This window comes from Methanomicrobia archaeon (assembly GCA_011049045.1).
Taxonomy (GTDB): Archaea; Halobacteriota; Syntropharchaeia; order Alkanophagales; family Methanospirareceae; genus JACGMN01.
Map to the genome: position 1 here is coordinate 29,666 of DSCO01000028.1, position 22,120 is coordinate 51,785.

The window sequence follows — 22,120 nt, forward strand, 5'->3', positions numbered from 1 at the left end:
TGGCGGAGACCGTGCCCCGCCATCGGTACTTCCCTAGCAACACCCGAGGTTGCTAGGTGCATTTATTTCCTCACCGTCAGTTCCACACACATGTAAATGTATGGACTCGCTGGGATTTGAACCCAGGGCCTTCGCCTCGCAAAGGCGACGATCTTCCACTGATCTACGAGCCCGGCCCATCTCCCAGCTAGCTATACACCATGTGATAAAGTAAAGTTATGAGAAGCTCACCCACAATCCGGCGATACTTTCAGCTCTGATTGGAGAGGATGAATTGATTAGGAGGTGATCCAGCCGCAGATTCCTCTACGGCTACCTTGTTACGACTTAGCCCCCCTTACGAGACCTAGGTTCGAACACCCCAAGAAGGATGGCCTCACCTAAATCCCACTCGGCTGGCTTGACGGGCGGTGTGTGCAAGGAGCAGGGACATATTCACCGCCCCGTTTTGAGGGGCGATTACTACGGATTCCATGTTCACGAGGGCGAGTTGCAGCCCTCGATCCCAACTAGGGATGGCTTTAGGAGATTATCTCCCCCTTTCGGGGTCGATACTCATTGTACCATCCATTGTAGCACGCGTGTAGCCCGGAGGATTCGGGGCATACTGACCTACCGTGGCCCGCTTCTTCCTCCACCTTAGCGGCGGCAGTCCCCACAGAGTGCCCATCCTCTCGGAAGAGATGCTGGCAACTGTGGGCACGGGTCTCGCCCGTTGCCTGACTTAACAGGATGTTTCACGACACGAACTGCCGACGGCCATGCGCCACCTCTCAGCTAATCGGGCAAGGTCTTCAGCCTGGCCTTCATCTTGCTGTCGCCTCCGGTGAGATTTCCGGCGTTGAATCCAATTGAACCGCAGGCTCCACCCGTTGTAGTGCTCCCCCGCCAATTCCTTTAAGTTTCAGCCTTGCGACCGTACTCCCCAGATGGCGGGCTTAACGGCTTCCCTTCGGCACTGGCATCACTCGCAGTAATGCCAACACCTAGCCCGCATCGTTTACAGCTAGGACTACCCGGGTATCTAATCCGGTTCGCTCCCCTAGCCTTCGTCCCTCACCGTCGGATCCGGTCTGGTCAGACGCCTTCGCTACTGGCGGTCCCTCAAGGATTAACGGATTTCACCCCTACCCTTGAGGTACCTCTGACCTCTCCCGGTCCCAAGCCCGGCAGTATTCCCTGGAAGCTTGATCGTTGAGCGGTCAAATTTCCCAAGGAACTTACCAGGCCGGCTACGGACGCTTTAGACCCAGTAATAATGGCCACCACTTGGGCTGCCGGTGTTACCGCGGCGGCTGGCACCGGTCTTACCCAGCCCTTCCTTCAGATGCGTTTTAGACACCTGAACAGCCTCCTGTGGAGGCACTCAGAGTTCCCTTATCGTGCTTGCGCACAGTGTAAAGTTTTCGCGCCTGATGCGTCCCGTAGGACCTGGGTTCTTCTCTCAGAACCCATCTCTGGGCTTTTGCTCTCACAACCCATACCGATCGTAGGCTTGTTAATCCGTTACATTAACAACAACCTAATCGGCCGCAGACCTACCCTGTGGCGCCGGAGCCTTGGAGCATCGCGCATTCCAGCGATCGGTGCTCTATCCGGTATTAGCCCCAGTTTCCCAGGGGTTATCCCGGACCGCAGGACAAGTTGTCCACGTGTTACTGAGCCGTCCGCCGGGTTACTCCACCCTCCGAGGAGGGAGGGGCACCCTCGACTAACATGGCTTAATCGAACTCTGATAGCAGTAGCCTCTGGCAGGATCAACCAGTGTTACTGGCAGGGTTACTTTTATGGCACACACCTGACGTTACCAATCAGATCTACTGGCTCGCCAGATTGGGTTTTTTGCTTCCCAGTCGGACACGACAATCCTTTGGTTCGTGTCCCCATCACCTTCTTCTGAAGTGTAGCGGAAGTCAACTTCTCATCTGCTGGGTATCCCCGTAATCGAAGTCGACGCCGGTGCTACAATTAGAGATAGGTATGTGATCTTATAAAGTTTTCGCCAGCCCGGGATACAGGTGCGCCCGTACCGCTGATTCCACCGCGGCCGCGCTCAGCTGCCGGTCTGCAACGCCCTGCGCGATCGCCTTCAGCCCGACCGCACAGGCCTCACGAACGTACATCTCGCGCTCCTCCATGCTCGGAATAATCGCATCCTCCTGCAACCCCTGCTCTTCCGCATAGCGCGCGATCGCACCGGCAGCCGCGATGCACATCTCATCCGTGATGCACGTTGCACGCACGTCCAAAGCGCCCCGGAAGACCGCGGGAAACCCCAGCGAATTGTTGATCTGGTTCTTGAAATCTGACCGCCCGGTGGCGACGATCCGCGCGCCCGCTTCTTCCGCCTCCCAGGGCCAGATCTCGGGGACCGGATTCGCGGCGGCGAAGAGGATCGCCTCATCGGCCATCTGCGCGACCCACTCCTTCCGGATCACCCCTGGCCCGGGTGTCGAGAGCGCGATGCACACGTCGGTGTCACGCATCGCTTCGGGAATGCCGCCGCTTCGCCCCTCGCGGTTCGTCTGCTGGCAGATCGCCCACTTCCGCGCATTGGCCCGCACGTCCGTTCTCGCCGGGTTCAGGATCCCTTTGCTATCCACCATGATCATATGCTCCCAGCGCGCGCCGGCAAGATGCAGATACTTCGCGACCGTGATATTCGCCGCGCCCGCGCCGATGAGCGAGATGGTCACCTCGTCGCGCCGCTTGCCCACGAGCTTCAGGGCGTTGATCAAACCCGCGAGGATCACGAGCGCGGTGCCCTGCTGGTCATCATGCCAGACCGGCATCGTGAGCTCCTCCTGTAACCGCTCGAGCAGTTGATAGCATTTTGGGCTCTCGATATCTTCTAAATTAATACCGCCAAAGGTGGGTGCGAGCGCCTTTACAACGGTGATAATCGTTTCTTCGTCCCTCGTGGCCAGGCAGATGGGGAACGCATCAACACCGCCGAGATATTTGAAGAGCATAGCTTTGCCCTCCATCACGGGCAGCGCCGCTTCTGGGCCCACATCGCCCAGGCCCAGCACGCGCGTGCCATCCGTAACGATGGCCACGAAGTTACCCTTGTTCGTGTACTCGTACACATACTCACGGTGCTCATGGATTGCACGACTGGGAACCGCAACGCCGGGCGTGTACCAGATCGCGAACTCGTCGTAACTGGTAACGGGCGCCTTCAGCCCGATTTCTATCTTGCCGGCGTAACGCGTATGGTACTCCAGAGCAAGCTCGTTCGGCTTGTTCGCCGCCTGCAACTGCTCGTTCGCCGCTGCGTTCTCGTGCTCGTTCATGTATCTAGCTATCTGAGGCTCGCTCGTGGTAGGTTAGTGTTAAGAAGCGCGAAATCTATTAAAGGTTGAAGTAGATGGCGCTTTCGTTACAGAGGAACGAGTGCATGAAGCGCGTGATCACGCCGGTGGATGCCGGTGAGGTGAAACGACTGCGGGTCGGTGATATCGTGCAGCTCAGTGGCGAGGTCTACACGGCACGCGACAGGGCGCACGAGCGCATTATCGCGCTTGCCCGCCGCGGCGCTGACGCAGAGATCCCGATACCCCGCGGCGCGATACTGTACCACTGCGGGCCGGTGGTGAGACTGCGCGGTGGCGTGTGGGAGATCATTGCTGCGGGCCCGACCACGAGCACGCGCATGGAGGCGTTTACGCCCGAGGTCGTCGAACAGCTTCAGATCCGCGGGCTCATCGGAAAAGGTGGCATGGGCAGCGCGACGAAAGCGGCACTGGCGCGCTATGGCTGCGTGTACTTCGCCCTGACCGGCGGTGCGGCTGTGTTAGCTGCTACGCAAGTCAAAGAAGTAGAAGCGGTCTACTGGGAAGATCTGGGGCTGGCCGAGGCGGTCTGGCAACTCCGAGTGGAAGACTTCGGGCCGCTCGTGGTGAGCATGGATGCGCACGGTAACAGCCTTTATGAGGAGATCGCCGAAGCGGCCCGGCGAAATCTCCGCGCCGGGACAGCACCATCGAGCGGGTAACCTAATACGCGGCGTTGATCTTCACGTAGTCATAGGACAAATCGCAGCCCCATGCAGTGGCTTCGGCGCCGCCGCCCGTTCCGAGATCCACGGTCAGGAAGAGCTCTTTTGCCGTCATGATCGATCTTTCGGACTCCGAGAGCTTCAGGAACAGGCCGTTCTGCACGGCGAGTACCTCGGTGCTGTTACTCTGTATACTGATGGTAAGCTTGCGCTGGTCAAGTTCACCGGTGAGGCACGCCGCCCCAAGCGCGGCAATGGTACGGCCGCAAACGAGGTCGAGCCGTTCGCCAAAGATAGCACTCTTCACCAGCGGTGACCTGAGGATCGCTCGTGCAGCTTCACGGGCATCCGCAACGGACTGCGCGTCACGTACCGTCACCTCGACGAACTTTGTCGCGCCCTCACCGTCCCGCGCCATCAGCTTCGCCAGCGCCTGACAGACCACCGTTAACCCCTCTTTGAAGGTTTCTATACCGATCGCCCCGCGCTGGCCGGTGGCAACGACCAGCACGGAATCGTTCGTGCTCATATCGCCGTCCACAAGGACCATATTGAACGAATCGTCAACCGCGTCCTGGAGACAGCTCCGCAGCGTTTCAGTCGCTACAGCGGCGTCGGTGTAAAGGACCGCGAGCATAGTGGCCGTGTTCAAGTGCGGCGCAATCATACCCGAACCTTTGGCAATGCCGCCAATGACCACCGATCCGCCGCTCTCATCCTCGATGCGCACCGCCACCTCTTTGGGAAAGGTGTCGGTGGTCATGATGCCTCGCGCTGCGGCCATGCTCCCGTTTGGTTCGACGGTCACACCTTCGAGGACCGCTCCGAGCTGCCGCTCGATCAGCGCCATGTCGAGTTGCGTGCCTATCGAGCCGGTTGAAAGCACCGCGACCTCAGCTTTCGGTACCTGCAATGCCGTTGCCGCAAGCTCTGCCATCTTCTCTGCGTTCCGCATTCCCTGCTCGCCGGTGAAGCAGTTGGCACAGCCGCTATTCGCTATGATCGCGCTCAACTGACCGCGAGCGACCTGCTTCACAGTGAACTCAGTCGGCGCCGCTCGCAGCTTATTGATTGTGAATGCGCCTGCAACGGTGCCTTTGCCCGCTATCAGTGTCAAGCCGAACTTCCCGTCTTTGCGCCCATATGCTCTGACGCCTTTGACCGCGCAAATGCCGCCCTTGATCATCTCGAACTTCATGTTTTGCTCAAAGCCCTGCCCCGCGATTCCTGCTCCACTTCACCCTTATCATACCCATAGAGCATACACACAAAAGAAAAATTATTTAAAGTTGTCTCCTGATGTATCTACACGTAAAGAAGCGAGAGGGGTAGGGCTCGTGGTCTAGTTGGTTATGACACCGCCTTCACGAGGCGGAGGCCATGCGTTCGAATCGCATCGAGCCCATTCTTATTTTGCGAACCGGCTTCTGTTGTTATCTATTCTTTCCGATGGATCCGACCGCCGGCGCTTTTCTGCACCGGTGGAGGGATGGCTGCGAGGAAGGTGAAAAGCTTATGTATCTGAGGATCTTTAGAGAGAGTAACGGGGGGCGCGGTTTTACCGGGAACTTTTTCGCTCATAACCCCCCATTTGGAGGAAGGTGAGTAAAAATGAACCAAGCAGAAAAGTCAAAGATAGTGGAGATCATGAAGAAGAACTTCTTTGGCGCGCATCTTGCCACCTGTGACGGCACCCAGCCGCGGGTTCGACCGGTGGCGCCCATCGTGGAGGACGACCTCGCCCTCTGGGTCGCGACCCACTGCAGCTCACATAAGGTTGAGCAGATCAGGGCGAACCCCCGGATCGCCCTCTCCTTTGTGGAGCACCCCGGCGGCGACAAGGTGGCGATCGTCACCGGCGAGGCACACCCAATCGGCGATCATGATCAGAAGAAGCGGGTGTGGGAGATCGCACCCTTCGATCTGTCGAAGTTCTTTCCTGAGGGCCCCGGATCTCCGGATTTCTGCCTCTTCAAGATACGCATTGAGAAGATCGAGTGGCGAGAGAGCTGGGAAAGCAAGACAGAGGTCTATAAGCCTTCCTAGGGCGATATCACACCTCTGAAAGAGAGCGAGGTAACAATGCAGGCAACGCGTTCGAAAGTGGCGATCGTGGGCCCGGGAAACGTCGGCAGCACCTTCGCGTTCGCCTTGATGATCAGCGGGCTTGCGCGTGAGATCGTGCTCATCGGGCGGGATATAAACAAGGCCGAAGGGGAATGCATGGATCTCAACCACGGTGCCAGCTTTGTGCAGCCGGTGCGCATCTATGCCGCGGGCTACGAAGGTTGTAAGGATGCGGACATCGTGGTGATCACCGCAGGGGCCAAACAAAAGCCGGGCGAATCGCGGATAGACCTGACGCAGCGAAACGCAGCGATTTTCAAGCAGATTATCCCCAGCATTGTGGAGCAGGAGGGAGATGCCATTCTGCTCGTGGTTTCCAATCCCATGGATGTGCTGACGTATCTCACGATAAACCTGTCAGGTTTTCCACCGCAGCGGGTTATCGGCTCCGGAACGGTCCTGGACAGCTCACGGTTCCGGTTCCTCATCAGCCAGCACTGCCGCGTGGACCCGCGAAACGTGCACGCGTATATTATCGGCGAGCATGGCGACACCGAGCTGCCGGTGTGGAGCCATGCGAATATAGGCGGGATGCTCTTCCCCCGGTACTGCCCCCAGTGTGAGATGCAATGCGATTACAAGACGGAATTGGGTGCCCTGTTCGAGGAGGTGAAGAACGCGGGCTATAAGATCATCGAGACAAAAGGCGCCACCTATTACGCGATAGCTCTGGCTCTGGTGCGGATCGTGGCGGCCATCCTGAGAGACGAGAATTCCGTGCTCCCCGTCTCCACGCTTATCCACGATTATTATGGCATACATGATGTCTGCCTGGGTGTTCCGGCAATCGTGAACCGCAGCGGCGTGGAAGGAATTCTACGGCTCGATCTCTCCCCCGACCGAGCAGGAGCAACTCCGCCGATCCGCGCAGGCGCTGAAGGAGATAATCAGCGGTATCAGGATATAAGGCGCCCTTACTATACCGCGCTACGAGTTTCTGCTGCACACCAATGACACGAAATTCAGGAACTCCGGAAGGAGTTATGCGATGAAGATCGAGAAGCACGTAATCACTAGATAGATAAGACTCAAGGCCTTGCTTACCCGTGCCGCAGGCTACGACCTAGATGGTTATAAAAATTAGATATCCGGAAATTGGAATATGCGGACTTTCTTGCAGAGTTTGTCCTAATTATCTCATGAACACGAAAAGTCGATGTTTAGGCTGCAAAAGTGAGAGCAGAATGGCCGTTGGTTGCCCTTTTATCACTTGTGCAATAAAGAAGAAAGAGGTTGAATTTTGTTGGGATTGTGAAGAGAGCAAAACGTGTGAAAAATGGAGGAAGCATAGAGCAGCAGGGAAAAGGGTTGATTCGTTCAAATGTTACCAAAAACTCGAAGAGGACATTGCCTTTATTCAAAAAAATGGAGTGCCTCAATTTGTAGAATCACAAAAAATAAGAGAACAAATATTAAGAGAGATGATACAAGAATTTAATGAAGGACGTTCAAAAAGTTACTACTGTATTGCAGCTACTGTTTTAGAGATCGATGAAATAAAAGAGTTATTAGCCAAAGCAAGAAATGATTCTGAAGGACTAACAATTAAAAATAAATCAAAATTACTCCATTCCAAATTGGATGAAATTGCTACGCAGAGAAAGTATTATTTGAAGTTAAGGAAATGAAAAATCCTCGATTGTTTTCTTGATTATTTCTACAGGTTTTACAGTCCCAACGGCTTTATTTGCTCGCTTATATGCTCGCTTCGTCCCGAGCTTATGCTTCATCCGACCATACCGCGTTAAATAAAGAGACAGCAAAAATAGTTTACCACAATATTTGCGGTATATGTTATCATATTAAACCCGTTTAAAAGTTACGTATTCATTGACAAAATCTTTATTATTGACGGCATTGAGCTGCTTAAATATGAACTCGAATTTAACCTCTATTTCTGCTGCAATGGCATCACGTACATCTCTGGGCAAGCTCATAATCTCTTTTTTGAATGGCCCGAATGCTTTTTTACGTGTCCTATACAAAAACTGCTCCTCTGTCTCACCGACCTTTGCTTCATGTGCCGCATTAGTTCTGAGCCATTCGTACATTTTCGCCTTGAGTTCAGTCGGAAAATGCTTGGATTCATACAGCATATTCTGGAATTCCGTGGCCAAATGTACTTCGGCAGTTTCGCATTCCGGGAATTTATGAAATGCCTCTGCCGGTAACGTTGATGCGCCGTGCTGTACTGCGCCGGCCAGGCCGTATTCTTCGCGTGCAATCTCGGCTAAGATCTCCAAGGTATCAAAATCGAGTTTTACCTGAGCGATCGATCCGTCCGGTAAGACCACCCCGCCATGGGAGGTTCCCGTTTGCACCGAGATCTTGCTGATACCGGTTAAGCCCTGGTTCATTCTTTCGGTATAACCGGCCATAAATGCACGAAGCTCTTCAGGCGTGGAATTCTGACGGCCCACCTCGCCTATTTCTCCGCCAACAGAAACGGTAACTCCGCGCGGCTCCACGCTTCTGATAAACTGTGTGAGTTTCGCGCATACTTCATAATTATCCTTCTGCTGGTGCTGTACATCCGGTTTGGATAAATCCACCAGTGTCGACGAATCGATGTCGATATTGTAGAACCCTGCGCCTATCGCTTCGACGATCAAGGCCTGCAGACCTGTTACTTCTCTGTCGGGGTTCTCCTTAAAAATATTCGTCTTTACCTGGAAATGGTCACCCTGAATAAAAACCGGGCCTGAGTAATCTTCGGTTATCGCCGCTGCCAGAACCACCGCGGCATATTCAATTGGCGGCTGGGCAGTATAACCAATCTCCGACCGGGCAATCTCGAAGATGAATGCCCCGCAATCATTCCTCCCGGCCACTCTGAATAGGGCACACGCCAGATCATACGTCATGCTCCTCAGATTTATTGCGGGCACGGTAAAACCGCTCAGTTCGCCTCGACCCCGTGCCATATAGAGCTCGTTAATACTGGCGGGAAAAATCCCGCGCTCATACGCGATATCAAATATCCGTTTGGCCAGCCGCTGCTTTGTTTCAACCGTATCAGCCAGGATAATGCCCCTAACCCACTGCTCGATCTCTCGCGGTTTTCCATCCATGCCTTTTCTCTCCCCCTAGGTTAGAATACGAATCAGATTGTGGATACTTTCCACATCCAGCTCTTTTTGCTGAATGGCTACCTCAAAATCTACCGTAACAATCTTATTATCACTGATCCCTACGACCTTATCGTACTCTCCCGCTAAGAGGCGATTTACTGCTTCACCGCCCAACCGCAAGGCCAAATCACGGCTGTATGCCGTTGGCCTGCCGCCCCGCTGGATATGCCCTAAAACTACCGGCCGCGTTTCCCGTCCTGTCATCTCGGTAATTTTACGGGCAATCTCTGCTGCGGACGCGGCACCCTCGGCAACCACGATGATCCAGCTGGCTTTGCCGCGTGCATTCCCCCGGGCAATGTCCCGGCAGATGGCTTCGAGATCGTACGGCCGCTCAGGAATAATGACCTCCTCGCAACCGCCCGCCAGAGCTACAGTGAGCGCGATATAACCGGTATTCCTGCCCATTACTTCTATCACAAAAATCCGCTCCATGCTGGTGGATGTATCGCGGATATTGTCAATGGCACGCAAAGCGGTATTTACTGCAGTATCAGCACCAAAGGTCAAGTCGATGCCGTTTATATCATTATCAATGGACGCAGGGACACCGATGCACCGCACGTTGTATCTGTTAAAAAAATCGTGTGCCCCGGCAAAACTGCCGTTTCCACCGATGATGACCATACCGTCAATAGCATGTTTTTTAACCGTCTCAAACGCCCGCTTCTGCCCAGCTTCTGTGTGAAACTCCCGGCAGCGCGCGGTCTTTAATATCGTCCCACCCTGATTGATGATACCAGAAACTGTGCGACGGTCCATAAGTTCTAACTCCTCGTTGATCAAACCACTCCAGCCGCGGAAAACGCCCAGTACCTCCACGCTACGATATGCTGCAGTCCGAACTACCGCCCGTATGGCGGCATTCATGCCCGGGGCATCTCCGCCGGTGGTTAAAACGGCAATTCGTTTCATCATGGCCTTAGTTACCAACTCTTACGTCTGTTATTTGTTCTGCATTCGTTTTATAGGTTTATCTAGCTCATTCGCTGGCAACCCATGAACCGCTCGCGAGGCATGCAGACATGACGTTTAATAGCGGCGGCCCAACGCTGAGTGAGCTAGATTCACGCGCTCGGCGAGACCAAACGAACGTATGCACGACCAAGCGCTCACCCACCGCTATCCGCGAGGCAACAAGACACCTATCCCAGTATGACCTCAGAACGCCGTGCGAACGTTATCGGGAGCCTTTGATCTTATCAGCGATCGTCCGTATCTCGTTCGAGATCTCACTCAGTCCTGCCCGTATCTTGATCAATTCCCGGGCAACACTCCGCTTCTCCTCGTCTTCGCTCCTCGCGAATTTTACTGATAACGTATTCAGTGTGCTGGATTTTTCTTCGAGTCGCCCGGAGGTATCGTTCAACGCCGCGGAAATCTGACTCACGTCCACGCCTTTACCCGCGCCTCGCGAGACATAGATATACACAAATGCGGCACCCACTATCAGCCCGAGGAGCATTGAGAGCAGGGCATAGAGCATGAGCGGCGGTGGCTCTGCCTGGACTGAAAGGTCAGTATAATGTTCAGAGAGGATGGATGCCCAACCGGGATGCCCCTGTTCCGCTAATCGCCGGATATCCGCTTCCAGAGCGGTTTCGCCGATCTTACCTCGTGCCTCTTCCAGATTCCGCTCGATCGCGCTCTGAGCATCCTGGATTTTTTCGGTTGTTGAGTAGAACGTCATCGAGGGCTCCAATTTCTGTATAATGGTCGCTAACGTCGCTCCGTCTCGCGTCGTTCCCACCGTTAGCTCGACGTATACTTCCCCTTCGCCAATGCCGTAAATATCGTAGGCCTCGAACCCGGGCTCGGCGATCTTCTTTATCGGCTTGGGAACATCGCCGGAGAGCACAATCGTCGGAACAAGGGCTTCATGCGCTTCCGCACCCTTCCACACGAGCACATTCGCTGCATGGTAAATATCATCACCAAACTTCCATTCCGGGTTATCGAGATTTGTCCGCAATTCCAGAACATAGGTATCGAGAATCGGATTCCCGGTCTTGCTCACGCGGATGTTGAATTCCAGCCGGACACCTTCGTATTGTTTGCTCCTCAAAAAATCAACGTAGGTCTGCTTACTTCCCGTTTCCAAATTAAGGACATACGATGCATCCCCGTCCAGCCTCAGCACGTCCTGCTGCGCTGATACGATTCCACCAGCCAAAACCAGAAGTATGCAGGACAAAACGGCGAGTGCTGTGATAGCTAATCCGTTCTTACTCATTTTTCTTTCCTCCGCATATCAAGCGAGAGGTCGGGAAGCTCCACACTCTTCTGGTTGTTCGCCTTCCGCGCTTCACCAAATGCACCCCCTGCACGCAGTTCACCCGATTCGGTTAGCTTTTTCAAGTCTTTTAACGAGGACAACAGCAGTGCAAGTGGGCCACCCATCTCTTTGATCCCCTTTGCTACCCGCAGGCTATCCTCCCGTATCCTCGCGATCTCCGCTTCCGCTTTTGAGATCTGACGTATGACGCTCGACGTGGTATCCTCAGAAGGTATCTTACCGAGAAACACCATCGAGTTGTCAATGACTGTTTTTACATCGGTACTGAACCGGTTCGAGAGGTCGTCGATCCGATCGAGTAATATCTCCATATTTCGTGCTGCGTCATCGATCATCCTCTGCATCCGCCCGGCTTTATCTTCCGGAGGCGCACCGGCGTTCATGCCTTTCAAGCTCACGATCAACTCGTCAAGCTCGCTCTTCAGGACAACAAACCCGCGTTCCGCCTCTTTCGTCCATCGCTTCACGTTCTCCATGCTCTTACTGGCGGTTTCAAGCCCGTGCACCAGCATCGTGAGATTCGCGAGCGAGTAGCTCTCGGGATCAGGGACGCGCATGTTTTTGATGTCCTCGGCCGTATTCAAGCCGGTAAGCAAATCGTCGAAGATCTTCAAGCACCGGGCAAGCACGATCGGAACGTTATTCCAGATAGCACCCTTCTCCAGTATCTCGTAATTCTTCCAGTACGTCGTTACCGTATCCCTGTTTTTATCGTCTGCGCCCGGCGTATAGGATAATCCGGAGATAATAGAGAAGGGTTTCGGGGTGCCGTAGAAGAGCGAATGATGCCGCTGCAAGCGAATGAAATCACTTTCACTGTACGCTTTCTCAAGCCATTCCAGTTCTCGCAATCGTGGCGGCAGCCCGGGTCCCGGCGCCCAGGGTTGCAGTCCGATCATCAGCGTGTAGATAGCAAAGCTGTGCGACCGTGCAGGTGTATCCAATTTCAGCACATCTGCATCCTTTGCAAATCGTTCCGTCACCATGGTCTTAAACGCTCCTCCGCCGAGCCGCGCATCATCAAAATTGTCCGCCCGGGTGCTCAACACCGCGATGAAGTGCCCGAACTTCTCCTCCTCGTTCACCACGTTACCCAGCGCATCGAGGGTGAGGAAGCCGTAATCGTGCAGAATATCTATATAGCGCGACGTCATGGTGCTCTCGATAGAATGCCGGTAGTTCACCATCGGGTTGAAGATGACATCGCCCTCGTTGATGGGCGCATGTGTCCACCGGAAGAACTCCTCCTCTCTGCCGAGTTTCTTCATGATCGCGAAGAACGAGAGATTCTTGAGGTCTTCCCTGCTCTTCTTCAAACTCCGTATCTCCTCGTCCGATAATTCGATCTGATGGTAGCTTCTGGTATTCAGCGGTGATGTGATATCCCTGAGTAGTTTGCTCTTAAGCGCCTCCAAGCGTTCTAAATTCCGCTCGGTAAGCCGCTTCTCCTCTTCTGCATCGCTTGCCCGCAGCTCCAGGTCGAAGACCTCCTCCTTCAAGCCGGCTATTTTCTTACGTGCTCTTTCCAGCTTCTCCCGGGCGTCCGACATCGCACCGGCATTCCGGTGAGCAAAGAGCCCCGACGCCGATTCATGGCTATCGATCTCGCGCTGTATCTCCCGTATCCGCCCTTCAAATCGCTCCAATTCGCCCCGTTCAGTATCTATCTTGCCACGGATGTCCGATATCTTCGCCTCTATCTCCACCAATCGCTGCCGGACACCCGGTATCTCATCCTCAATGTCGTACAGCAAGAACAATTTCTCGGTAGGGAATACACACTCGTAGTAACCCAGGGAATCAAATCTGTTTTCATAGCCGCGTGCTCTGTTCTGGAGGTCATTGAGGTCGAGCCACTTACCCTTCGTCTCCACTGCCCCTCCGGGGAGGAACCCGAGGTCGAGGAGGAAGCGCGGTATTGCCCGTTCCAGCTCTTCATCACGATTCTGCCCTTGAAGGTCCCTGCCCAGAAGGAAGAACAATTTGAAGGGGTTAGAATAATTCTTATCCTCGACCACGATGTCCTCGGTATGTGACATGAGGAAATGAAGCTCTTTCAGGGTACCAAGGGCATTCGCGGTCGGGAGCGCGGATTCCTTGCTAGATGGGAGAATACCCATGCCAAAGATCACGGGCTCGGACCCGAACTGTTTTGAAATCCAATCCCGGATATCGATCGCGACATCGAGCAGCATGCTCGAGCCCGTTCCACCACCGAATGCGCACACCATGACGATAAAAAAGTCCTTGCCACCCGTTCTGTTTCTCAATTCCGATGCCGCCGTGCCGATCGCACTGAATATCCGCTCCCGGTGTACATTATACATCGCTCGTCCGTAGATCCGATGCTGGCCACAACCGGCACCGGCAGCCGAGAGATATGGGTCAGGAAGCCAACGATTGGCGTTCTTCATCAAGATGGTATCCGGTCTACTGAGGATTATCTTCTTCCGCTCCTCGACTTCAGTGCACGCACTTGCAGAAGCCTGGTCGGTATCGATGATCAGGAACTCTTCATTCTTGGGCACTTTCCCAGCTTTGGACTTCAGCATGCGCAGGATATTATTGACGATGGCGCTACCCTGTCCGCCAATTCCAATGACGATCCTATTAACCGTATCTTCTCCCTTTTCCATCTATCCTGCTCATACCCCCTTCTCTTTCTTTTCGTATTCTTCCACTTTTGCTTTGATGGAGCCCATCTCCTCCTCGAAATGCTCTATCTCCATCCCGCTCCCCCGTATGTCACTTTCAATCCCCGCGACCGCGCTATCAATGCTCTTCGCAGCCGAGCTGAGCTTTCTTGCCTCCTTCTCGCCTTTGAACCATACAGCAACGCCGAATAAGCCAAAGATAACGCCCACCGCTAATATGCTATAAATCACGATATTCGACGCATAGCCGGATAGCGAAGCAAGAGCCTGATCCCGGTACTCGTTCAACGCAAAGGAGATAACTGCGAAGACAACACCGATGAGCGGTATGAGCAGCAGCATTTTGTCCACCTTGAGCTTCAAAAGCATCACCACTACCTCGACGATGAGCAATAAAACAACAATCAGGATGCCTATGCTCGTAGGGTCCATATCCAATCCCTCTTCCCTTTTACTATAGCGCGTATGAGTATTTTAATGTACCACCCACCGGAGCCCGGGATCATCCGCGCGTTTGACACGCTTTAAAGCTCTTCCCGCTTTCCACGTTCTGCCCGCATACGAGCGGCTTGCCCCACTTGTTCGTATTTTGGCGTCCGGTTTTGCAGCGGGCCTGCTGCCCGAGCTGAACGGAGGCTGCTTTGAGGAGCGCCGCAGAGAGTGGTGTTCCGTCTTGCCGACGCGGCGGGGCACGAGAACAGAACTATTCCCCGGGGGGATCGTCTTCTGTTGTTTTGTAAGAAGGAGCGCTATGTGGTTCTTCCTTGATACGCTTCAGCCGTTCAGCATCATAGAGCAGACGAGAATACGCATCGGCGGCTAAAAGCCGGTATCGACGAATGAAACTTTTTACCTCTGTTGTTGATCCCCATTTGAGCTCTTCAACCTCGTCCATCTTATTTTTGGACCAATATTCCACCGGGTAGACCTCTGTTGTGGGATTTGCTTCCGCTATTTCCGCCTCCAGCTCAAAAATCCGGTGATACACCGTCCCCAGCGTGGCAACAGATTTTCGTATGAGCGCGTCACCATACTCGCGCAGCTTTGCGATCTCCGACGGGGACATGCAGGCCTCTATGCCCCTTTTTAGTGCATCCAACTCCGCTTTATCTTCGCTCGTATCGAGCAGCTCAGAAACGGCGATCGTCAGATCAAGAACCTCTGCCTTGTACTGATCAAACGCGTCTTGCAAGAGAACTATCAGTCGCTCAATCATGCTTTTCAATACTCGTGCTGCATTTTCGTAGTTCCCATGCTCTATGCTGTGTTCGACGATTTTGATATCCGTTCTGATCCGGGTGGTGTCCACCTTTGCTATCTCTCGCCCTACCGCCTCCAGGCGGTGTGCGTCCTGCAGAGCGATTTGAAGCGCTTCTTCCACGGTCGAGCCAACGTCATTCATAAATAAAGAGAGCTCGAGCGAATCCACGATGATACGGTCCCCGGGCCGCAGCTTTGACTCCAGCCGCTCTATCTGACCGTGAAGATTCAGATAGCCTGCAGCTTCAAGCTCTTTTAGATGTTTCAGGTATTCCGAGCATTTATCCATCATGCGGGAATACAGCACCACCTCGTGCCGATCTTTTATACCCTCGAAGAGTTTTTTCACCCATTCTATATCGGCGAAAACGACTTTTCTGAGCTTAACGCGGTCTATCTTTGTTCTTCCGTTCACTTCGCATCCCAGCTCAAGCAGAGCTTCTTTTACCTTAACCAACTCTTCCATGAATTCTCTGCTACTTATCCCGTATTTATGCTCAAAATCGTACAATATACGCCGCTCTTCCCCATAGCGATCGGCGATTCGCATGACATCGCGCTCCATTACACGCTCAGTTATGCCTCTCTTGCGTACCGTAACGAGGTATCGTACCAGAAAGGAGACTGCAATCATTACGGGGATGAACAGGAGTATAATTGTTATAGCAAAATCAGAGCCGGTATTGAAAAGAATGAAGATACCGAGCGCAATTAATACCAGAAATACAAGTGGAGCGATAAGCCTATACCGTCTCATGCGCAAGCCTCCTTATCTCGCGTAATCGTTCCAGTTGCTCAAACTTAAAGGTGAATAAATTGGTTATCGAAGCTATGTTCCGTTTTGCCGGAAATACCGCCAGGCGATACTCCTTCGCATGCGTTTGCAGGACTTCCTCTACCTGCTCACGATCCACACTCCGGCTGCTGAGAAAATAGTCAGGGACCTGCAGGATGGACAGGCACTTCTCGCAGCCTAACGGCATATCAGAAACGCTGAACTTCTCGAGGGAGACGCGAAGCAGTGTTCTGAGATCCAGCGGTTTGTGGCGTAGAACGGGGATGATATAGCCCCATAACCCTTTGGTCAGCTCCGAGGCTCGTGACAAGGCCACATAGCCGGGTTCATCATCAAATGATAACAGCTTGGGCATCTCGCTCAACTGCAAAGCTGAACTGCTTTCTGATGCGGAAGCGGATCCCGGCGCTGCTATTCCTGCGAGGAGATCCGCGATGCAGGAGGCGATATACCGGTTGTAGCCCGGGTAGAAGTCTTCGTAATTTGGCAGGTGTGCAATCCGCTCATTATCAACGATGAGAACAGTACGCACGTGCTTTTCGAGCTGTTCCAGCGATTGATACGCGGCTGCTAATTTCTCGCTTTTTTCTCGCCGCTTCGCGGGGACAATGCCCACGAGAAAGCACGGTATGTTGAGCCCGGTCAAGAACTCTGCGATACGAGACGTCTGGTCGCTCCCCCCGAGGCTGGAAAAGAGGAGTGCGAAATCAATGCCCTTCACGGTCTTCAGGGCCTCTACTGTTCGATTACCGTTCTCCGGGTCGGCCGTGAGCACCAGGGGTCGGGCTCGTTTCACCGCTCTATAATCCAGCAAAGCATCACGAATGGCCGCCCCGGCGGGCCCTAACCCGATAAAGAGAATGGTCATAACGTCTTTTTAAACATTTATAGCACTTTACGCCTTTATACTTATTGATGGATGCGCATCGTGTAGTTATTTTGCTGACCCTGGCACTAATTCTGATTCCCTTCCCCGTGCTCGTTTTTACCACAACACCTGCAGCCGGCTCAGACGCGCTGAAGCGAGAGCTGCTCGCAGAGCTCCTGGCAGTGGATGCGGACGCAGGCGTTTTTAGTGCTTATGAAGAGCTGTATCTGGCAAAGACCCAGACCCAGGCGGTGCTCCAGGGCATGGAAGGCGCGGCGGTGACAGCCATTACCCGGGAGTGGGTGGAGCTCCTCCTCGGCATTATTGAGGACTTTGAAGAGCTCACCGAGTCAAGTAAAAGCGCAGAGCCGTCAGACCACCGGGCTGCACTTGTGCTCGCGGAACGAGTAAATTCGTCCATCAGCATGCTTGACCGTTACGAAAGCGCAAAAGAATATGAGATATCCCTGCTTGCAGCGCTCGCGCTGGAGCGCTTTTATCGCGGCGAAGGGGAATTCTTTGAGGCGCTTTCAAGGATCGAAGAAGAGACACGGGTGAAGATCGAGTATGAACAGCTCAGCGCGAGCGCATATAGAAAGGGCGGCGTGTATACCCTAAGCGATGCGAGCAGGATGGAGTTTGAGTCACGGAGAGACGAATGGATATACAAACGCGACATGGAGCGAGCTGCAGGCTACCTCGATGCATCGCGGTCGCATCTTGCCCTTGCACAAAGTCCTTCGTCCGGTTTCTTTGGTGCTGCGTTCATCGAGATACTGAAGGCGAAGGATTCATTGGAGCAAGCGCAGACACTCTATGAGAAACACCGGGATAGGGAGCTGGAGAATCTTGGCGGTATTGAATCGGAGATAAGAACAGTTTATCAGCGGTTGATGCTCGAGACACTTAAAGGTGTAGCACTATATCTTCTTATTCTCTCCTTATTCACCGTATTTTTATGGCGTAATTTTGAACGGTGGGATGGTGATGTGCATGATACGAGGTTGGGTGAAGCGCTTATTGATTAAGACAACAATGGTGGCTTTTTCGTGCACCTTTTTGTTGCTATTGCTGCAGCCAGTCAGTGCTTTAGACATAGCAGTGAGTCCTACTCATAGAGATGTAGGCTTATCATTCGGTCAGTTCGCAGATAATACTGCAACGCTGTCTTTAACCATTACTAATTACGAAAATACAACAGTAAGTGGCACTATAGATATCTCTCCTACGCCACCGTCCCGTATAACCATCACCGGGCCTTCGTCTTTTACCTGTGATGCTGATTCAACCACCACCGTTCGGTTCACCATTGTGGCATTACCATCACCATCTGGTGAAGATGAGACGCACACAGTTACACTGGATATCGGGGGGAAAAAAGTCACCGTCAGGATAACAGTAACCTACTCTGCGCGGATCGAAGTTACTCCCGCGTCAATCGATTTTGGGCGGGTTAGTCCTACCCAAAAACCCGTGGAGATCGTTCGATTCCGTGAACTCTATGGGTACAAAGACGTTCCGGTAAACCTCGTTCGGAGCGGAAATGACTGGGTGACGGTGACAGGCCCTTCGAACATAACGGTCCCAAAAGATGGATATGCTGACGTCACCTTTCAGCTCACACCGGGAACGCTGGTTCGGAACGACTATTCATGGACCTTCGCCCTGTCTACCCCCACCCGCCATACGACCATAAGTCCGAGCTCGATCTACCTCAAGGTGTATATGCTATTGCCCGCGAGGCTTGGCACACTGTACGATGAAGAGCTGGCACTAGCGTTTGATAAGCCAAAGGGAACTGTTTCGAGATACGAGCGGGATATCTATGTACGCGTGCGAAATGAGGGTGACGAGACCATGCGGGTGAGCAGCAGTATTACAGAATCCCCCCGCGGCGGGATCAGTATCACCATCGTCGAGTCCCCGAACGAGGTAGCGGGAAAGAGCAGTAAGAACATTCGACTCCGTGTTAGTGCACCGTATGATGCCCCAGAAGGGACCTACCGGGGGCGCGTGTACGTAGACGCGGGAGCTGCTGGTCGTGGAACAGCAGAGATCACCATAGTGATAACATGGCCTGTTGACTTCACGATCACACCGACCGCCATTGATTTCGGATCCATCGAGTTACAGGAGCGTGGGTATGGACAGAAAAGCACGAGCATCACGTTAACCGAGACCTATCTTTACAAACCGGTGCGGAATGTGCGCTTTTCGAAGACCGGTGCATACGGGAACTGGCTAACAGAAGAGCTGGATTTCCTGGAAATCCCGCCCGGTGAATCAAGAACCGTTACCATCACGATAGAGCCGGGATTAGAGGCTGTGCCCGAGGACTATGCATGGACGTATAGTGTCGGTGCGTACGAGATCGCAGCAAAGCGTATAGCGGTAACGGCAAAGATCGTTCCAATCAATACCACCAAGATAATAGAAGGACTTCAGTCATTCCGCGGAACCCCCCTCTATCTCGCTTATCCGTCTTCTGAATCGATCATAGCACAGGGGATAGAGCTGCTTGAGGATGTGGAGCGCCACGAGATAAGTGCGGAGGACTGGAGTAAAATACCCGTTTTGATGACAGGAACGCTCTCGCTACTCTCGTCGTTAAATAGTGGTATTGTATTCACCGAAGCGGCGAACTATAGAAGCGCGCTGGAGAGCTTATCAGCAGCATCGGTCGCAACAGCTACGATAGAATCGAACTCAAATCTGAACAACGCAGCTCTAGCGGGTTATGCAACGACTCTTGCAGCGGATGCGGGCAAGACGACCGAGGAGGTGTTGCGTGATGAAGCGAAGCTGCTCGAATTGCGGGGGTGGACCTTAAAGAAAGCCGTGGAGCATGCACTGGCAACCGATGACATCGGAGGTTTAACCGATGAAGAAAACGTGCTCGATGCTGCGCTTTCGTATCAATATGCGGCTGTACTTTACGGGCTGCTCAACGATAGAGAGAAGCGACTGGCGAACGTTTATGAAAGCTCGTTGCTCATGGACAAGCACGATGATCTGGTGAGTGATGCGACCGATCTTCGCATTAGAGTGGAAACGAGCATAGCAACGAGCAAAGAGAACGACCTGGCCAGAATTGGGGATTGGTATCTTCTGGTAAATCCGTATAACTACGATACGTTTGTAGCGAGCTATGAAACCGCAGAGCGTTATCTGGCTGAAGCGTCCGAGAAATATACGGTAGCAGGCGAGCGGTTTTTGTACACGCAAACAGCGGGGGATCTCGATCGTTTGCAAAGCGAGCTGAGCTCTATTCTCCTTTTGTTCTTCATTGCGTGCAGTTTGTACGCCATTTTTTTCATCTATGCGATCACCCGGATCATCAGGGGAACGACGGCTTATCTGCGGGACGTGTATGAGCGAGAGGCGGGGGAGTTACTGGTCAGTGGGTAGCTGCGCCCATCGCGGCATGGCGCGTCGAAGACGTGCTGACAAAGGAGAACGCTCGGACGGTGATGGCAACGGGGTAATCCGTATGCCGCTCGCTCGCTCACTGCTTCCCCTCGTGGTCGCCTCTGAGGGTGTCTACGAGACGGCAAAAGCACGATAAACAAAAATCAGGATGAGCCCGGCGTTCGTTACCGGTTCGTAACTGGCCGAATTGGTGTCAAATCGATTATTTACCCGCGTTTGAGGTGTTATCCAAGATTTATTATTTATCAGAGATAAGAATATATAGTGAGTAGAATCCGATTGCCAGAAAAGAAAGAGCGATGGCAACGTCAAAGACTCACGGAGATAGATGATACTTCAAAGGAGGAGCCTAAAATGCATGATGTAGATACCACGAAATACGTCATTCATGCTAACATCACAGCGGAGGGTTTCGTGGAGAAATCCGATGTGGTGGGTGCAATATTTGGTCAAACGGAAGGTTTATTAGGTGAAGAGCTGGATCTGCGTGACCTGCAGAAGAGCAGCCGAATCGGGCGCATCGAGGTGAATGTGGAGTCGAAAGGTGGAAAGTCCAGTGGCGAGATCCTCATCCCTTCAGGTCTCGATAAAGTGGAGACCGCGATTCTGGCTGCGTCTCTGGAGACGATCGATCGTGTCGGGCCGTGTATAGCGAAGGTGGCCGTACAGAAGATCGAGGACATTCGAGCAACGAAGCGGAAGAGAATAACGGAGCGCGCGAAGCAGCTCCTGCACGAGGCGGTCGAGAAGGGTATTGAGAGCGAATTGATGGTGAGCGAGGTGAAGCAGGCCGTACGAATGGAGGAGATCACGAACTACAAGGGATTGCCGGCGGGCCCGAATGTGGAAAGCTCAGATGCTATTCTTATTGTAGAAGGGCGAGCGGACGTTCTGAATCTGCTGAAATACGGGATCAAGAACACCATAGCGGTGGAAGGCACGAACATCTCGCCGGTGATCGCGAAGTTGAGCAAGCGAAAGACCGTGACCGCATTCGTTGACGGTGATCGCGGCGGCGACCTCATCTTGAAGGAGCTTTTACAGGTCGCTGACGTGGATTATATCGCCGCAACGCCCGAGGGGCGAAGCGTCGAGGACATGAGCTACAAGGAGATAACGAAAGCCCTGCACAACAAAACGCCGGTCGAGCAGCAGGAGTACGGTAAGAAGGAGTCGGAACGGGAGGCACAGCGCGTCATTCCGCGAAAGCGCCCGAAAGAGCTGAAAGAGGAGCGCGAAAAGCTGCCAAACCCGTTCCAATCACATCTCGACGAGCTTGAAGGCACCTTTAAGGCTCGACTTTTGGATAAGGACAAGAACGTGCTCAAGGAGACCACGGTACGAGATCTCGCGAAGGAATTGAAGGAGACGAGCGATGATACGAACAGCGTGGTCTTCGACGGCGTGATCACGCAGCGGATAGTAGATATCGCGAAGGAGAAGGAACTGGAGTACGTGGTGGGCCTCAAGATCGGCGATGTGGTCAAAATGCCGACGTCCCTGAAGGTGATCACCTCAGAATCCGCCTAGAGCGATAAAATCCGCAGCCAGTCAGGACC

15 protein-coding genes, 2 tRNA genes, 1 rRNA gene and 1 pseudogene are annotated in these 22,120 nt (G+C 53.4%); 8 read left to right on the forward strand and 11 right to left on the reverse strand.

Translation table 11 applies throughout. From position 1 onward, the window contains the following. Positions 1 to 101 precede the first annotated feature (101 nt). The 3 genes from ENN68_03235 to ENN68_03245 all read right to left on the reverse strand — a co-directional run bounded on the left by ENN68_03235 (position 102) and on the right by ENN68_03245 (position 3,296). A tRNA-Ala gene (locus ENN68_03235) sits at positions 102 to 173 on the reverse strand. Positions 174 to 274: 101 nt separating this feature from the next. Continuing rightward, positions 275 to 1,768 (reverse strand): 16S ribosomal RNA (locus ENN68_03240). Positions 1,769 to 1,988: 220 nt separating this feature from the next. Continuing rightward, complete coding sequence (locus ENN68_03245; protein ID HDS45101.1) at positions 1,989 to 3,296, reverse strand: NADP-dependent malic enzyme; 1,308 nt, start codon at positions 3,294 to 3,296, stop codon at positions 1,989 to 1,991. A gap of 104 nt (positions 3,297 to 3,400) precedes the next feature. Between ENN68_03245 and ENN68_03250 the strand changes: the two genes are divergently transcribed. Then, a complete protein-coding gene (locus ENN68_03250; protein HDS45102.1) occupies positions 3,401 to 3,997 on the forward strand; it encodes a fumarate hydratase in 597 nt (198 codons plus the stop codon). Between the two features lies 1 nt (position 3,998). On the opposite strand, the gene argJ is transcribed toward ENN68_03250, so the two are convergent. Then, a complete protein-coding gene (gene argJ, locus ENN68_03255) occupies positions 3,999 to 5,198 on the reverse strand; it encodes a bifunctional ornithine acetyltransferase/N-acetylglutamate synthase (protein HDS45103.1) in 1,200 nt (399 codons plus the stop codon). Between the two features lie 133 nt (positions 5,199 to 5,331). Here argJ and ENN68_03260 point away from each other — a divergent pair. From ENN68_03260 to ENN68_03275, 4 genes and pseudogenes are all read left to right on the forward strand, one after another. Then, positions 5,332 to 5,405, forward strand: a tRNA-Val gene (locus ENN68_03260). A gap of 206 nt (positions 5,406 to 5,611) precedes the next feature. Beyond that, complete coding sequence (locus tag ENN68_03265) at positions 5,612 to 6,046, forward strand: hypothetical protein (GenBank protein HDS45104.1); 435 nt, start codon at positions 5,612 to 5,614, stop codon at positions 6,044 to 6,046. Positions 6,047 to 6,082: 36 nt separating this feature from the next. Continuing rightward, a pseudogene (locus ENN68_03270) lies at positions 6,083 to 7,034 on the forward strand (L-lactate dehydrogenase). A gap of 160 nt (positions 7,035 to 7,194) precedes the next feature. After that, positions 7,195 to 7,755 carry a DUF3795 domain-containing protein gene (locus ENN68_03275; protein HDS45105.1) on the forward strand — a complete coding sequence of 187 codons (561 nt, stop codon included), beginning with the start codon at positions 7,195 to 7,197 and terminating at the stop codon, positions 7,753 to 7,755. A gap of 174 nt (positions 7,756 to 7,929) precedes the next feature. On the opposite strand, the gene ENN68_03280 is transcribed toward ENN68_03275, so the two are convergent. The 7 genes from ENN68_03280 to ENN68_03310 form a co-directional block, all read right to left on the reverse strand. Further along, positions 7,930 to 9,198, reverse strand: a complete 1,269-nt coding sequence (locus ENN68_03280; GenBank protein ID HDS45106.1) for an aldolase — start codon at positions 9,196 to 9,198, stop codon at positions 7,930 to 7,932. A gap of 15 nt (positions 9,199 to 9,213) precedes the next feature. Beyond that, a complete protein-coding gene (gene pfkA, locus ENN68_03285; protein HDS45107.1) occupies positions 9,214 to 10,173 on the reverse strand; it encodes a 6-phosphofructokinase in 960 nt (319 codons plus the stop codon). 265 nt (positions 10,174 to 10,438) lie between these two features. After that, positions 10,439 to 11,491, reverse strand: coding sequence for a hypothetical protein (locus ENN68_03290; protein HDS45108.1), 1,053 nt, complete (start codon positions 11,489 to 11,491; stop codon positions 10,439 to 10,441). Beyond that, a complete protein-coding gene (locus ENN68_03295) occupies positions 11,488 to 14,190 on the reverse strand; it encodes a hypothetical protein (protein HDS45109.1) in 2,703 nt (900 codons plus the stop codon). The genes ENN68_03290 and ENN68_03295 overlap by 4 nt, the downstream gene beginning before the upstream one ends. Positions 14,191 to 14,199: 9 nt before the next feature. Further along, positions 14,200 to 14,640, reverse strand: coding sequence for a hypothetical protein (locus tag ENN68_03300; GenBank protein ID HDS45110.1), 441 nt, complete (start codon positions 14,638 to 14,640; stop codon positions 14,200 to 14,202). 271 nt (positions 14,641 to 14,911) lie between these two features. Continuing rightward, on the reverse strand, positions 14,912 to 16,225 hold the full coding sequence (locus tag ENN68_03305; protein HDS45111.1) for a hypothetical protein: 1,314 nt from the start codon (positions 16,223 to 16,225) through the stop codon (positions 14,912 to 14,914). Beyond that, positions 16,212 to 17,132 (reverse strand): hypothetical protein, encoded by a 921-nt coding sequence (locus ENN68_03310; GenBank protein HDS45112.1) that lies wholly within the window; start codon positions 17,130 to 17,132, stop codon positions 16,212 to 16,214. Before ENN68_03310 ends, ENN68_03305 begins: the two co-directional genes overlap by 14 nt. Before the next feature lie 47 nt (positions 17,133 to 17,179). On the opposite strand from ENN68_03310, the gene ENN68_03315 reads away from it, so the two are divergent. The 3 genes from ENN68_03315 (at position 17,180) to ENN68_03325 (ending at position 22,091) form a co-directional block, all read left to right on the forward strand. Next, complete coding sequence (locus ENN68_03315; protein HDS45113.1) at positions 17,180 to 18,160, forward strand: hypothetical protein; 981 nt, start codon at positions 17,180 to 17,182, stop codon at positions 18,158 to 18,160. Positions 18,161 to 18,443: 283 nt separating this feature from the next. After that, entirely contained in the window at positions 18,444 to 20,540 is a 2,097-nt protein-coding gene (locus ENN68_03320; GenBank protein HDS45114.1) for a hypothetical protein, read from the forward strand. Between the two features lie 375 nt (positions 20,541 to 20,915). Beyond that, positions 20,916 to 22,091 carry a DNA primase gene (locus ENN68_03325; GenBank protein ID HDS45115.1) on the forward strand — a complete coding sequence of 392 codons (1,176 nt, stop codon included), beginning with the start codon at positions 20,916 to 20,918 and terminating at the stop codon, positions 22,089 to 22,091. Positions 22,092 to 22,120 lie beyond the last annotated feature (29 nt).

Coding starts and splice junctions, on each gene's coding strand:
- ENN68_03245 (HDS45101.1), bottom strand. CDS start 3,296: ATGAACGAGCACGAGAACGCAGCGGCGAACGAGCAGTTGCAGGCGGCG.
- ENN68_03250 (HDS45102.1), top strand. CDS start 3,401: ATGAAGCGCGTGATCACGCCGGTGGATGCCGGTGAGGTGAAACGACTG.
- argJ (HDS45103.1), bottom strand. CDS start 5,198: ATGAAGTTCGAGATGATCAAGGGCGGCATTTGCGCGGTCAAAGGCGTC.
- ENN68_03265 (HDS45104.1), top strand. CDS start 5,612: ATGAACCAAGCAGAAAAGTCAAAGATAGTGGAGATCATGAAGAAGAAC.
- ENN68_03275 (HDS45105.1), top strand. CDS start 7,195: ATGGTTATAAAAATTAGATATCCGGAAATTGGAATATGCGGACTTTCT.
- ENN68_03280 (HDS45106.1), bottom strand. CDS start 9,198: ATGGATGGAAAACCGCGAGAGATCGAGCAGTGGGTTAGGGGCATTATC.
- pfkA (HDS45107.1), bottom strand. CDS start 10,173: ATGAAACGAATTGCCGTTTTAACCACCGGCGGAGATGCCCCGGGCATG.
- ENN68_03290 (HDS45108.1), bottom strand. CDS start 11,491: ATGAGTAAGAACGGATTAGCTATCACAGCACTCGCCGTTTTGTCCTGC.
- ENN68_03295 (HDS45109.1), bottom strand. CDS start 14,190: ATGGAAAAGGGAGAAGATACGGTTAATAGGATCGTCATTGGAATTGGC.
- ENN68_03300 (HDS45110.1), bottom strand. CDS start 14,640: ATGGACCCTACGAGCATAGGCATCCTGATTGTTGTTTTATTGCTCATC.
- ENN68_03305 (HDS45111.1), bottom strand. CDS start 16,225: ATGAGACGGTATAGGCTTATCGCTCCACTTGTATTTCTGGTATTAATT.
- ENN68_03310 (HDS45112.1), bottom strand. CDS start 17,132: ATGACCATTCTCTTTATCGGGTTAGGGCCCGCCGGGGCGGCCATTCGT.
- ENN68_03315 (HDS45113.1), top strand. CDS start 17,180: ATGGATGCGCATCGTGTAGTTATTTTGCTGACCCTGGCACTAATTCTG.
- ENN68_03325 (HDS45115.1), top strand. CDS start 20,916: ATGCATGATGTAGATACCACGAAATACGTCATTCATGCTAACATCACA.